We start from the raw sequence: 12,748 nt of genomic DNA, 5'->3' as shown, positions 1-12,748 counted from the left end.
GGGCGCTCCTCTTCGGGCCCGCAACAGGTGCGGGTTCGACGTTCCGTCAAGGAGACGAAACAGATGGCAATTGGCACCGTCAAGTGGTTCAACGCTGACAAGGGCTTCGGCTTCATCACCCCGGACGGCGGCGGCGCCGACGTCTTCGCCCACTTCTCGGCGATCCAGTCCTCCGGCTACCGGAGCCTGGACGAGAACCAGCGGGTCGAGTTCGAGGTGACCCAGGGCCAGAAGGGCCCGCAGGCGGAGAACATCCGCCCGCTCTGATCTTCGGATCGTCCGTAACACCCACCGGGTCCTCCGGACCCGGTGACGGACCGGTCCGCCGCGCCGCCCCCCGCTCCGGCGGGACGCGGCGTGCTGCGGCGGACCGGCCCGTACCCCATCGGTTCGTGCTTGTGAGTCTTCGACGGACTGCTCCGTCGGAGACCGCGCCGAGTCTCGGCGCCCTCCCTCGACACGTGCCGCGTCGAGGAAGGCATTCCGCATGACCATGACCATTCCCACCTTCGCCGCGACCGGCCTCGCGCCGGCGCTGCTCGCCGAGCTGACCAAGCAGGGCATCACCGAGCCGTTCCCGATCCAGACGGCCACCCTGCCGGACTCGCTGGCCGGCCGGGACGTGCTCGGCCGGGGCCGCACCGGCTCGGGCAAGACCCTCGCCTTCGGGCTCCCGCTGCTGCACCGCACCGCCGGTCACCGGGCCCGCCCGGGTCGCCCGCTCGCCCTGGTGCTGGTCCCCACCCGTGAGCTGGCCGCCCAGGTCACCACGGCACTCACCCCGTACGCCCGGGCGCTGGGGTTGCGCTGCGCCACCGTGGTCGGGGGGCTCTCCCTCCAGCGGCAGGCGGACGCGCTGCGCGCCGGCACCGAGGTGCTGGTGGCCACCCCCGGCCGGTTGCACGACCTGATCAACCGGGGCGACGCCCGCCTCGACCAGGTCGCCATCACCGTGCTGGACGAGGCCGACCAGATGGCCGACATGGGCTTCCTGCCGCAGGTGACCAAGCTGCTGGAGCAGGTCGCCCCGAACGGCCAGCGGATGCTCTTCTCGGCCACCCTGGACGGCGGGGTGGACCGCCTCGTCCGCCGGTTCCTCAGCAACCCGGTGTCGCACTCGGTGGACCCGGGCACCGCCACGGTGACCGCGATGACCCACCACGTGCTGCACGTCGACGCGGTCGACAAGCCCACCGCGCTCACCCAGATCGCCGCCCGCGAGGGCCGCACCATCCTGTTCATGGCGACGAAGCACCGGGCCGACCGGATGGCCCGCCAGCTGCTCGCCAAGGGCGTCCGCGCCGCGGCGCTGCACGGGGGGAAGTCCCAGCCGCAGCGCACCCGGATCCTGGAGCAGTTCCGCACCGGCCAGGTGACCGCGCTGGTCGCCACCGACGTGGCGGCCCGGGGCATCCACGTCGACGGTCTGGACATGGTGGTCAACGTGGACCCGCCGACCGAGGCGAAGGACTACCTGCACCGGGGTGGCCGTACCGCCCGCGCCGGTGAGGCCGGTCAGGTGGTCACCCTGGTCCTGCCGGAGCAGCGCCGGGACGTCTCCCGGCTGATGAGCGTGGCCGGCATCAAGCCGCAGTCCACCCAGGTACGCCTCGGCGACGGAGCGCTGGCCCGGGTGACCGGGGCCCGTGAGCCGTCCGGTGTGCCGGTGACGATCGTCGTCCCGACGCCCACCCCGGCCGCCCGGCCGCGTGCCGCTGTCGGTGGCGGCACGGGTGGCGGTGGCGAGGGTGGTCGGTCGCACCGGGCGTCGGGCCGGTCCCGTCGACCGCGTCGCCCCCGTACCGCCTGACCGACCGGTCCCCGCCCGACCCGGGCCGTCCGCCGGGCTTGGTCACGTTCGACTCAGCCGGGCCGCCCGTCGGGCCTTGTCACGTTCGACTCAGCCGGGCCGTTGTTGCGGTGTCATCGTGTCGACGATGCCGCACATCGGCCCGGCTGAGTCGATCGTGCTTTCGGGCCGGGTGAGGGTCGGGTGCCGCCGGCCGATGGACGGTGCGGGGTCGGGCGGAGACCCTCGGTGATCATGGTGGCGGGTGGGTCGGTTTGCCGGCTCTATTGCGTCCGATCGGTGACTGTTCCACCGTGCCCGGCTGGTCGAAGCTTGCTCGCGGGGGAAGAACCGGCCGGCACGGTCGGGCACGGGAGGGGTGACCATGGGGGGCGACGTCGAGTCGGGAGCGGGACGCGAGCTGATGGTGGTGTTAGCCGTGGCCGGTGCCGGGCTCCTGCTCGCCATGGTCGCGGCGTTCGCGCCCTGGCACCCGAGGCCGGGGCGGACCGCCCCGGCCGGGCTGGTCGAGTTGCACAGCCCTGACGAGGGGCGCCCGCCGACGGTCGAGCTGACCGCCGGCTGAGTCGACCCCGCGGGGGCCGTGGGGCCCGCGGGGCCGAGGGCCCGGGTGCCCGTCCGACCGTCGGATCCTGGGGGGTCGACGGTCGGACGGACACCCCGGACCAGCGGTTCGCAGGCGGTCAGCGGGTCGGCTGCCGTGAGCGATCGAACGGCGCGGCCGGTCGGGTGTCTTCGCAGCCGAACGGCGCGGCTTGTCAGGTGTCGTCGCAGCCGAACGGTGCGGCCGGTCGGGTGTCGTCAGCGGCCGAACGGCACCGCGTCCGGACCCTGCCCGCAGGCGGGCCGGCCGGCGTCACCGGTCGAACCGGGTCAGCGGCTGGGCGTCGGCAGTGGGGCCGGGGCATGGTCCTGGCGGACCAGCAGGTCGGTCAGGGTGGTCTGGTCGACCACCACGGCGATCGCGCCGTCCACGGCGAGCCAGACGTCGCGCAGGCCGGTCGCCACCCCGTGGTAGCCGGCGTCCTCGGCGGGCAGCCCACGGACGGTGGTCAGTGATCCACCGACGGCACGCAGCACGTCCCCGACGCTGATCTGCGAGGCGGGTCGGGTCAGCGCGTAGCCGCCCTCGGTGCCCCGGTGACTGTGCAGCAGACCCGCGCGGCGCAGGTCGAGCAGGATGCCCTGAAGGAAGCTCAACGGAATACCCTGCGCCTGCGCCAGGCACGCCGCCTTGACGAGTTCACCGCCACCGCCACCGCCACGGCCCCCACCGCCGCCACCAGGGCTCCCACGGTCGCCACCACCCCCGGACCGGCCGTCCTCGAACCGGTCGCCGCTGTCAGGCCGACCGCTGCCGCCCTCGGGCCTGCTGCCGCCCTCGGGGCGGCCGGGCCCATCCGTGGAGTGGGTGGTCTCGCCGTCGCCGGACGCGGCGACGGCGAGCATGGCCCGGAGCGCATAGTCACTGCGCGCGGAGATGTACACGTCACTGACCAGCCTGGTCCAGTACGCCCCAGCGGCGGCGGATCGCCCGGTCGGCCGCCCCGAACGCGGCGTCGACCACCAGCCCGACGACCAGGATGACGATCATCGTGGCGAGCAGCCAGGGCGCGTCGGACAACTCCCGTGAGTAGGTGAGCTGGGCACCCAGGGACGTCTGTGAGATGCCGACCACCAGCAGCTCACCGGCCATCAGGCTGCGCCAGGAGAAGGCCCAGCCCTGCTTGAGCCCGGCGACGATGGCGGGCAGCGCGGCCGGCGCGATGACGTACCGGTAGAGGTTCAGCCCCCGGGCGCCGAGGTTGCGGCCGGCCCGGACCAGCAGCGGCGGCACGTAGTCGACGCCGCTGATCACCCCGTTGGCGATGGACGGCGCGGCACCGAGCACCACCACGAAGAAGATCGCCTTCTCGCTCAGCTCGAACAGCAGGATGGCCAGCGGGAACCAGGCGATCGACGGCATCGTCTGCAACGCGGTGATCATCGAGCCGATCGCCGCCCGGAGCACCTTGGACCGGGCCACCGCCAGGCCGACCAGCAGGCCGACCGCGACGGAGAAGAGGTAGCCCAGGGCGGCCCGTTGCAGGGTGGTGGCGAGCCCGTCCCAGAGTTGCCGCCCGCTGGCCTGCCGGGCCAGTTCCTCGGCGACGGTGACCGGGCCGGGCAGCGAGTACGGCGGCTTCCAGCCGCTCCAGACCACCACCTGCCACAACCCGATGGCGATGGCGAGCGCGGCGAGCTTGGGCCAGGTGGACGCCCAGAGCCGGGCCCCCCGGGAGACCTCCTTGTCGCGACCGGCGATCTCCAGCGCGTCCAGCCCGGAGATCTCCGCGTCGGTGCGGGCCGAGCCGGTCAGGGTGTCACTTGCCATGGCGGCCCACCTCGGTACGGAGTCGGTCGGTGACCTCGGAGGCGATCGCGGCCACCTCGGGGGAGTCGATACGCCGGGGGCGGGACACGTTCACCTCGGTGGACCAGATGATCCGGCCGGGCCTGCTGCTGAGCAGGATGATCCGGTCGGCGAGCCGGGCCGCCTCACGGACGTTGTGCGTCACGAACAGCACGGTGAGCTGCCGCTCGGCCCAGATCCGTTCCAGCTCGTCGTGCAGGATGTCCCGGGTCATCGCGTCGAGCGCGCCGAACGGCTCGTCCATCAGCAGGACCGGGGTGTCCAGGGCGAGGGTGCGGGCCAGGGCGACCCGCTGCCGCATGCCGCCGGACAGCTCGTGCGGCCGTTTGCGGCCGAAGTCGGACAGGTGGACGGTGCTCAGCAGCTCGGCCACCCGCTCCCGACGCTCGGCCCGGGGCAGCCCGCGCAGCTTCAACGGCACCTCGACGTTGGCCTCGACGGTCAGCCACGGGAAGAGCGCCGGCTCCTGGAACATCAGGCCGGGGTGGGCGTCGTCGGCCACCGTGATGGTGCCGCCCTGCGCGCGGTCCAGCCCGGCGACGAGGTTGAGCAGGGTGCTCTTGCCGCAGCCGGACGCGCCGACGAGGCAGACGAACTCGCCGGGCCGGACGTCGAGGCTGACCCCGTCCAGGGCGAGGACGGCGTTCGTCCCGCGCCCGTACACCTTGGTCACGCCGGAGAGCGCGACCGCGGCGGTCGCGCTCTGCGGCGGTGTCGTGGTCGACGTCACGGCTGGGTGACCTCGGCCTGGCCCTGCGTCTTGAGCACCTCGTTGAGGTACTTCAGGTCGTAGAGGCCGTTCAGGTCGACCGGCTGGGTCAGCTCGACGGCGACGGCGTGGTCCAGCCCGGTCTTGAGCGAGGACGCGATCGGGTCGTTGGTGAACAGCAGGGTCGGCCAGGCCTGCTTGATCAGCTTGAGGTCCAGCGGCTTGCCGGTGATCTTGCCGATGTGGTCGGAGATGGCCTGCTGGGCCTCGTCCGGCTTGGTGTTGACGAAGTCGTTCGCCGCGACCTGCCCCTCGACCAGCTTCTTCACCGCGTCGGGGTGGGCCTTGAGGAAGTTGGTGGAGACGATCAGGTTGGTGATGACGAACTTCTTGTCCGGCCAGAGGTCCCGCTCGTCGACGAGGACCTTGCCGCCCGCGTTGACCAGCCGGGAGACGAACGGCTCGGGCACCCACGCGCCGTCGATCGAGCCGCTGGAGAAGGTCTCCACCGTCTGGGCGTTCTCCTGCGGGACGATCTTGACGTCGCCGCCGCCCTCCTTGGTGGTCTTGAGGCCCTTCTCCTTGAGCCAGTAGCGGATGGCGACGTCCTGGGTGTTGCCGAGCTGCGGGGTGGCGATCTTCTTGCCGCGCAGCTGCTCGACCGAGGTGATCCCGGGCTTGACCACCAGGGCGACCCCGCCGGAGGCGGCGCCGGAGATGACCCGGACGGCCTCGCCCTTGGACTTGGAGAACGCGTTCACCGTCGGGTTCGGGCCGATGTACGTGGCGTCGAGCGCGCCGGAGAAGATCGCCTCGATGGCGGCCGGGCCGGCGTTGAACGTCTTGGTCTCCAGCTTGACGTCGCTGCCGAGCTTGTCCTCGAAGATCTTCTTCTCCACCCCCACCACGGCCGGGGCGTGCGTGATGTTGGGGAAGTAGCCCAGCCGCAGGGTGACCGGGCCGGAGTCGCCGCCGGCGCTGTCGTCGTCGCCGCACGCGGCGGTGGTGCCCATCGTGGCCGCGCCGACGACGGCGAGGGTGGCGAGGGAGATCAGCCGACGGAAGGGGAGCCGTCTCATCATCTGTCCAATCCGCAGTATTCCTATTTAGTTGGTAGGAAGAGTGGGCCAGGGGTCCATTGACGTCAAGCGCCGTCCACATCATGGGATGTCGGGTCTCAGATATTCCTGGTTTTCCTACCTTCTTGATAGGTTTAGCTGCCCCGGCGAGGCAGACCGGGCGGGACACGGCGAGAGGGCTGCCGACATGACCTTCCACTGGTTCCTCCCCACCTCCGGCGACGGCGACCAGGTCGGCGCGGCCACCGTCGCCGCAGGCGCGGCCCGGCACGCACGGGCCGCCACGATCGGATATCTGACCGAGGTGGCCCGGGCCGCCGAGGCGGGCGGGTTCCGCGCACTGCTCACCCCGGTCGGCTCCGGCTGCCCCGACCCGTGGATCGTCTGCGCCGCCGTCACCCAGCACACCGAACGGATCGGCCTGCTGGTCGCCGTCCGCGCCGGCTTCGCCCTGCCCACCCTGGTCGCCCAGCAGGCCGAGGCGTTCCAGGCGGTCTCCGGCGGCCGGCTCGCGCTGAACATCGTCACCGGCGGCGACCCCACCGAGCAGCGGGCGTACGGCGACTTCCTCGACCACGACGCCCGCTACGCCCGTACCGGGGAATTCATCGAGGTGCTCCGCCGCTCCTGGCGCGGCGGCCCGTTCGACTTCGCCGGTGAGCACTACCGGATCGACGGCGGTGGGCTCGCCAGCCCGTTGGTCGACCCGCCCCCGGTCTACCTCGGCGGCGCGTCCCCGGCCGCCGAGGCGGTCGCCGCCCGGCAGGCCGACGCGTACCTGATGTGGGGCGAGCCACCGGCGGCGATCGCCACCCGGGTGGCCCGGGTCCGCGCCCGCGCCGCCGAGCAGGGCCGCACCCTGCGCACCGGGCTGCGGCTGCACGTCATCGCCCGGCACACCGCCGCCGAGGCGTGGGCCGAGGCCGACCGGCTGCGGGCCGGGATGAGCCCGGAGCGGATCGCCGCCGCCCAGGCCCGGTTCGGCCGGATGGACTCCGTCGGCCAGGCCCGGATGACCGCGCTGCACGGCGGCGGCAGCGGACGCCTCGCCGTCGCGACGAACCTGTGGGCCGGCATCGGCCTGGTCCGCGAGGGGGCGGGCACCGCGCTGGTCGGCAGCTACGCCGAGGTCGCCGCCCGGCTCGACGAGTACGCCCACAGCGGCGTCGACGAGTTCATCCTCTCCGGCTGGCCGCACCGGGAGGAGGCGGAACGCGTCGGCGCGGAGGTGCTGCCCCGGGTCACCGCGCTGCCCGTCGCGGTGTCGCACTGAGACGCGGGTCGCGGACGGCCGTGTCACCGCTGGCGACACGCTAGGGTCGATCACGTGCCGACCCGGAGAGCGAGAATTCCAGCGACGAAATACCCGGTCGAGCGGTTCACCCTCGACAACGGCCTACGGGTGGTCCTCACCCCGGACCGCAGCGCCCCGGTGATCGGCGTCGCGGTCGTCTACGACGTCGGCATCCGCTCCGAGCCGCAGGGGCGTACCGGCTTCGCCCACCTCTTCGAGCACCTGATGTTCCAGGGCTCGGAGAACCTGGAGAAGCTTGCCCACTTCCGGCACGTGCAGGGCGCCGGCGGCACCTTCAACGGCTCCACCCACCTGGACTACACCGACTACTACGAGACGCTTCCCGGCAACGCCCTGGAACGGGCGCTGTTCCTGGAGGCCGACCGGATGCGCGGCCCCCGGCTGACCGAGGAGAACCTGCGCAACCAGGTCGACGTGGTCAAGGAGGAGATCCGGGTCAACGTGCTCAACCGGCCGTACGGCGGGTTTCCCTGGCTGACCCTGCCGCCGGTCATGTTCGACACCTTCCCCAACGCGCACGACGGTTACGGCTCGTTCGACGACCTGGAGTCCGCCACCGTCGCCGACGCCGCCGACTTCTTCCGCCGCTACTACGCCAGCGGCAACGCCGTCCTGGCGGTCAGCGGGGACATCGACGTCGCGGAGGCGACCACCCTGGTCGAACGGCACTTCGGTGACGTGCCGGCCCGACCCGCCCCGGAGCGTCCGGACTTCACCGAGCCGGACCTGACCGTCGAGCGGCGCACCTCGTACACCGATCAGTTGGCCCCGTTGCCGGCGGTGGCCTCGGCGTGGCGGGTGCCCGACCCGGTCGTCGACTTCGCCGGCTACCTGCCCTACGTGGTGCTCGCCGAGGTGCTCACCGACGGGGACGCGTCCCGGTTGGTGGAGCGGATGGTCCAGCGCGACCGCAGCGTCACCGGCCTCGGCGGCTACCTCGGCTTCATGGGTGACCCGTTCGACGTCCGCGACCCCACCGCACTGCTGCTCCAGGCGCACCTGCCGCCCGGCGGCGACGTGGACAAGGCGTTGCGCACGATCGACGAGGAACTGGACCGGCTGGCCACCGACGGGCTGACCGACGGCGAGTTGGCCCGTACCCAGGCACGGATGGCCACCCACCTGCTGCGGGACACCGACGCGGTGCTCGGCCGGGCGCTGCGGATGGCGGTGCTGGAACAGCAGCGCGGCGAGCCGGGCCTGCTCAACGACCTGCCCCGGCTGGTCGGCGAGGTCACCGAGGACCAGGTCCGCGCCGCCGCCGCCACCCTGCGCCCGGAGCGCCGCGCCTCCATCGAGGTCATCCCAGGAGGTGCCAAATGACCAGCGTCACCCGGGCGCTGCCGGCGCTCGGTCCGACCCGGCGGCTCAAGCTGCCCAAGCAGGCCGAGCGCAGGCTTCCCAACGGGCTCACCGTGCTCGCGGTACGCCGGCCCGCCGTCCCCCTGGTGGAGTTGCGGCTGTGGATGCCGTTCGGCCGGACCCACCTGGCCCGGGGGGCGATGCTCGCCGAGACCGTGCTGGCCGGAACCGGCACCCTCACCGCCACCCAGATCGCCGCCGAGTTGCAGAAGGTCGGCGGCGGGCTCTCGGCCGGGGCCGACCCGGACCGGCTGATGCTCTCCGGTGCGGGTCTGGTCACCGGGTTGGACCGGATGCTGGAGATCCTGGCGGACGTGCTGACCGACGCCAGCTACCCGGCCGACTGGGTGCAGACCGAGCGGGACCGGCTGGTGGACCGGATCCAGGTGGCGCAGAGCCAGCCGGCCCACCTGGCCCGTACCGCGCTGCTGCGGCGGATCTACGGCCGGCACCCGTACGCGGTGCAGACCCCGGAACCGGACCAGGTCCGCGCGGTCCGTCCGGCGGCGCTGCGCCGGCTGCACGCCGAGCGGGTGCACCCGGCCGAGGCGGTGCTGGTGCTGGTCGGCGACGTGCAGCCGGAACGCGCGTTGGACGCGGCGGAGAAGGCCCTGGCCGGCTGGACCGGGGACAGCCGGGGTGCCGCCCTGCCGCCGGCACCCCCGCTGGAACCCGGTCCGCTGCTGCTGGTGGACCGGCCCGGTTCGGTGCAGTCGTCGCTGCGGATCGCGCTGCCGGCGGTGCCCCGCACCCACCCGGACCACGCCGCGCTGCAACTGGCCAATCTGATCTTCGGCGGTTACTTCTCGTCCCGCTGGACGGAGAACATCCGGGAGGACAAGGGGTACACCTACGGCCCGCACTCGTCGGTCGAGCACTCGGTGGCCGGGTCGGTGCTGGTCGCCGGGGCCGAGGTGGCCACCGAGGTGACCGGCCCGGCCCTGCTGGAGACGACGTACGAGCTGGGCCGGCTGGCCTCGGTGCCGCCCGGGGCGGACGAGTTGGAGCAGGCCCGCCAGTACGCCCTGGGCACCCTCCAGCTCGGCATCTCCACCCAGGCCGGGCTGGCCGCGTTGACCAGCGCGTACGCGGGCAGCGGGCTGCGCCTGGACTTCCTCGCCGAGCACGCCGCCCGGCTGGCGAAGGCCACCGTCGACGACGTCGCCGAGGCGGGTGCCCGGTATCTTGCCCCGGCGCGGGCGGTCGTGGTGGTGCTCGGTGACGCCGAGCGGGTCGCCGGACCACTGTCCGCCCTCACCCCGGTGCGGACGGAGTCGGCGTGAGCGGGGAGGCCGCGCCCCCGCTGGCCCGGTCCACGTTGGACCGGGCGGCGCACCGGCGTACCGACCCGCAGTGGTTGGCGCAGGCGTGGCAGCGGGCCCGGGTGCTGGTGTTGGACTCGACCCGGGACGGGCGGGCGCTGGTGCACACCGAGGCGAACCCGCCGGTGCTGGTGCTGCGGGAAGCCGCCGAGGTCGGCCCGCCGGGGGAGGCGTACCCGCTCTTCCTGGGGGTGGAGCCCGACGGGGTGCCGGTCTTCGCGGTGGACGCCCCGCTCCCCGACCTGCCGGGCACCCGGGCGGCCAACCTGCGGGAGATCGGCCACCTGCTCGACGACCGGGACGCGGGGATCTTCACCACGGCGCTCGCCCTGGTCAACTGGCACCTGGGGCACGGCTGGTCACCCCGGTCGGGGCACCGGACCGAGGTCGCCGAGGGCGGCTGGACACGGGTGGGCACGGACGGCCAGCGGATGTGGCCGCGGACCGACCCGGCGATGATCGTCCTGGTGCACGACGGGATGGGCGGACCGGAGGGTCGCTGCCTGCTCGGCAACAACGCCACCTGGCCGCGTACCCCGGGGCAGCGGCGGTTCTCCTGTCTCGCCGGCTACGTGGAGCCGGGGGAGTCGGCGGAGGCGGCGGTGCTGCGCGAGGTCCGCGAGGAGGTCGGCGTCGGGGTCGAGCGGATCACGTACGCGGGCAGCCAGGCCTGGCCGTTTCCCGGCTCGCTGATGCTGGGCTACCTGGCCGAGGCGGACCCCCGGGAGCCGGTGCGGGTCGACCCGACGGAGATCGCGTACGCCCGGTGGTTCACCCGGCGGGACATCGGCGCGGTACTGGCCGGTCGGGCGGTGGACGCCGGGGACGGCGACCGGGTGCTCCTGCCGCCGCCGTCGTCGATCGCCCTCTTCCTGATCCACCGCTGGCTCGACGGGCACTGCTGACCGGTCGGGTGGCGTACCGACGCCGTGCGGGTCTGCCGACTGACGTCGGTCAGCCGGGCGGGTGCTGTCTGCGGGAGCGTCGGCCCGGCTCGTCGAGCGGAAGCACCTTGACCCGCTGCCGGCCGGCGCGGACCGCGCCCACCGTGGACAGGGCGCGGGCCAGCAGCAGGGCCGCGTCCCGGTCCTCGGCGTGGACGGTCTGCCGGCGGAACTCCGGGGTGGTGGTTTCGTTGCGTAGGCAGCCCCCGCCGGCCCAGGCGGCGGCGAGGTCGATGTCGGCGGCGGTGCGGATGTCGGTACGAACGATCAGGAAACGCATGGCTGTCTCCGGACGGACCGCGGGTGGCCGGTACGTGGTGGAACTTCCACGTCACTGAATCGTCATGTTACGCCCGCGCGGGGTCCCAGCAAGTGAAACGCGGCGATCGACCGGGTCCCTGTCCGATCATCCGATGCCTGGTCAGACCGGTTGCCGTCCGGGGATGACGGGTTCGGGGCCGCCGGACGACGGTGGGGCCGCCGGCAATCCTGCCGACGGCCCCACCCTGAGCGACCGGGATCAGTCCAGTGCGAACTGTCCGTTCTTGGTGCCAGCGAGGAAGCCGAGCCAGCCGGCCCTCGGGAACAGCAGCACCGGGCCGTTCGGGTCCTTGCTGTCCCGCAGCGCCACCTCGACCGTCGCGGTACGCAGGTGGGCGACCTCCACACAGTTGGAGGTCTGGCTGCGGGTGCTCTTGTGCCAGCGCGCGTCGGCGGGCACGGTCTGGATCTCGTTCATGGTTCTGCTCCTGCTTTCTGGAACTGCCTCGACGGAACGAGTGGCGGTCGCCCGGCCCCGGCGGATCGGTGTGGGTCACCGTTCCGTCAGGCGCCCCGGTTGCCGGCGGCGTTGGGCCGGCGCTGCTGTCGGTCCCGGAGCCACCACGGACGAGGCCGCCGTGTCGGTCAGCCGTCCCGTTGCCGCGAAGAGCCAGGTAAGGGTGTCCGATGCGGAGAGCGCCGCCGAGCAGAGCCACTCAAATGCCACTTTATAGCGATTTACCGTGGATACCTCGGTCGACATGACGTCGATGAAGCCTCCTTCGATCGCCAACGTCTCCGGATCCTGCGAATCGGCGAACCGGTAGAGCGAGAAGGCCGTCGGTGGCAGGTAGAACTCCCCGATCCGGGTGTCCCGCAGCAGCAGGTGCAGGGTCACGTTCGGCAGCATGGCCAGCTCGCAGAGGTGGGCGAGCTGCTCCCGCAGCACCTCCGGCGGGCAGGCCCGCCGGCCCAGCGCCGCCTCCTCCAACACCGCCGTGTACCGGGGGCCGTCCGCCCGGTCCAGCAGGGACTGCCGTCCCAGCCGGGCCTTGACCTCGGTCTCCGGGTCGTCCCCGGGCGGCTCCGCCGACTCGGCGGCGGCGGCGTCGGCCGAGAGGATCCGCAGTCGGGCGTACCCCTCGGTCTGCAGGAGCCCCGGCACCAGGACCGGGTTGTACTCACGGATCTGGGCGCACCCCGCCTCCAGCTCCGCCCAGCCCAACTGCTGCTGCGTCATCACCGGGTACGACTTGCGCCAGGCGCGCATGTCGCCGGCCTCGTCGGTGATGGCGAGCAGTTCGTGGCGCAGGTCGGCGGTGGCGCCGTAGAGGTCGAGCAGGACGCTGACGTCCTCCGGGTCGGGCCGGCTGCGGCCGTTCTCCAGCCGGGAGAGTTTCGACGCCGACGCCCAGCCGATCCGGTCGATCACCTGGTCACCGGTGAGTCCCGCCGCCTCGCGCAGGCGGCGCAGGTCATTGCCGAGCCTGCGTCGGCGCAGGATCGGACTCGGTACGGCTGGAGGCACGGTGT

13 protein-coding genes and 1 pseudogene are annotated in these 12,748 nt (G+C 72.9%); 7 read left to right on the top strand and 7 right to left on the bottom strand.

What is annotated here, in order from left to right; genetic code table 11:
* Window positions 1-63 precede the first annotated feature (63 nt).
* The 3 genes from AB0C22_RS13915 (at window position 64) to AB0C22_RS13905 (ending at window position 2,375) form a co-directional block, all read left to right on the top strand.
* Entirely contained in the window at window positions 64-267 is a 204-nt protein-coding gene (locus AB0C22_RS13915; RefSeq protein WP_007464836.1) for a cold-shock protein, read from the top strand.
* A gap of 220 nt (window positions 268-487) precedes the next feature.
* Entirely contained in the window at window positions 488-1,810 is a 1,323-nt protein-coding gene (locus AB0C22_RS13910) for a DEAD/DEAH box helicase (RefSeq protein ID WP_219464599.1), read from the top strand.
* Between the two features lie 364 nt (window positions 1,811-2,174).
* The gene (locus AB0C22_RS13905) at window positions 2,175-2,375 is read left to right on the top strand and encodes a hypothetical protein (protein ID WP_208568054.1); all 201 of its coding nucleotides are present in this window, start codon (window positions 2,175-2,177) and stop codon (window positions 2,373-2,375) included.
* Window positions 2,376-2,683: 308 nt separating this feature from the next.
* On the opposite strand, the pseudogene AB0C22_RS13900 reads toward AB0C22_RS13905, so the two are convergent.
* From AB0C22_RS13900 to AB0C22_RS13885, 4 genes and pseudogenes are all read right to left on the bottom strand, one after another.
* A pseudogene (locus tag AB0C22_RS13900) lies at window positions 2,684-3,061 on the bottom strand (Rrf2 family transcriptional regulator); the annotation flags it as partial.
* Window positions 3,062-3,299: 238 nt separating this feature from the next.
* Window positions 3,300-4,184 (bottom strand): ABC transporter permease, encoded by an 885-nt coding sequence (locus AB0C22_RS13895; RefSeq protein ID WP_219464598.1) that lies wholly within the window; start codon window positions 4,182-4,184, stop codon window positions 3,300-3,302.
* Window positions 4,174-4,953 carry an ABC transporter ATP-binding protein gene (locus AB0C22_RS13890; protein WP_208568056.1) on the bottom strand — a complete coding sequence of 260 codons (780 nt, stop codon included), beginning with the start codon at window positions 4,951-4,953 and terminating at the stop codon, window positions 4,174-4,176. The genes AB0C22_RS13895 and AB0C22_RS13890 overlap by 11 nt, the downstream gene beginning before the upstream one ends.
* Window positions 4,950-6,011, bottom strand: coding sequence for an ABC transporter substrate-binding protein (locus AB0C22_RS13885; protein WP_357535281.1), 1,062 nt, complete (start codon window positions 6,009-6,011; stop codon window positions 4,950-4,952). Before AB0C22_RS13885 ends, AB0C22_RS13890 begins: the two co-directional genes overlap by 4 nt.
* A 187-nt stretch (window positions 6,012-6,198) precedes the next feature.
* Between AB0C22_RS13885 and AB0C22_RS13880 the strand changes: the two genes are divergently transcribed.
* The 4 genes from AB0C22_RS13880 to nudC are packed head-to-tail and all read left to right on the top strand — an operon-like array spanning window position 6,199 to window position 10,915.
* A complete protein-coding gene (locus tag AB0C22_RS13880) occupies window positions 6,199-7,284 on the top strand; it encodes an LLM class flavin-dependent oxidoreductase (protein ID WP_219464596.1) in 1,086 nt (361 codons plus the stop codon).
* 54 nt (window positions 7,285-7,338) lie between these two features.
* Window positions 7,339-8,649 carry a pitrilysin family protein gene (locus tag AB0C22_RS13875; protein ID WP_219464594.1) on the top strand — a complete coding sequence of 437 codons (1,311 nt, stop codon included), beginning with the start codon at window positions 7,339-7,341 and terminating at the stop codon, window positions 8,647-8,649.
* Window positions 8,646-9,971, top strand: coding sequence for a pitrilysin family protein (locus tag AB0C22_RS13870; RefSeq protein WP_219464593.1), 1,326 nt, complete (start codon window positions 8,646-8,648; stop codon window positions 9,969-9,971). The genes AB0C22_RS13875 and AB0C22_RS13870 overlap by 4 nt, the downstream gene beginning before the upstream one ends.
* Window positions 9,968-10,915, top strand: coding sequence for an NAD(+) diphosphatase (gene nudC, locus AB0C22_RS13865; RefSeq protein WP_219464592.1), 948 nt, complete (start codon window positions 9,968-9,970; stop codon window positions 10,913-10,915). Before AB0C22_RS13870 ends, nudC begins: the two co-directional genes overlap by 4 nt.
* Window positions 10,916-10,964: 49 nt before the next feature.
* Here nudC and AB0C22_RS13860 read toward each other — a convergent pair whose 3' ends face one another.
* The 3 genes from AB0C22_RS13860 to AB0C22_RS13850 all read right to left on the bottom strand — a co-directional run bounded on the left by AB0C22_RS13860 (window position 10,965) and on the right by AB0C22_RS13850 (window position 12,743).
* Complete coding sequence (locus AB0C22_RS13860; RefSeq protein WP_208568062.1) at window positions 10,965-11,234, bottom strand: hypothetical protein; 270 nt, start codon at window positions 11,232-11,234, stop codon at window positions 10,965-10,967.
* Between the two features lie 240 nt (window positions 11,235-11,474).
* The gene (locus AB0C22_RS13855; RefSeq protein ID WP_208568064.1) at window positions 11,475-11,693 is read right to left on the bottom strand and encodes a DUF397 domain-containing protein; all 219 of its coding nucleotides are present in this window, start codon (window positions 11,691-11,693) and stop codon (window positions 11,475-11,477) included.
* Window positions 11,694-11,768: 75 nt separating this feature from the next.
* On the bottom strand, window positions 11,769-12,743 hold the full coding sequence (locus AB0C22_RS13850; protein ID WP_219464591.1) for a helix-turn-helix transcriptional regulator: 975 nt from the start codon (window positions 12,741-12,743) through the stop codon (window positions 11,769-11,771).
* Between the last annotated feature and the right edge of the window lie 5 nt (window positions 12,744-12,748).

Source organism: Micromonospora sp. NPDC048894 (genome assembly GCF_040649765.1).
In the GTDB taxonomy this organism is placed as follows: domain Bacteria; phylum Actinomycetota; class Actinomycetes; order Mycobacteriales; family Micromonosporaceae; genus Micromonospora; species Micromonospora antibiotica.
The sequence above is the reverse complement of the archived record's forward strand: the minus strand, read 5'-3'. Positions and strand labels throughout refer to the sequence as shown.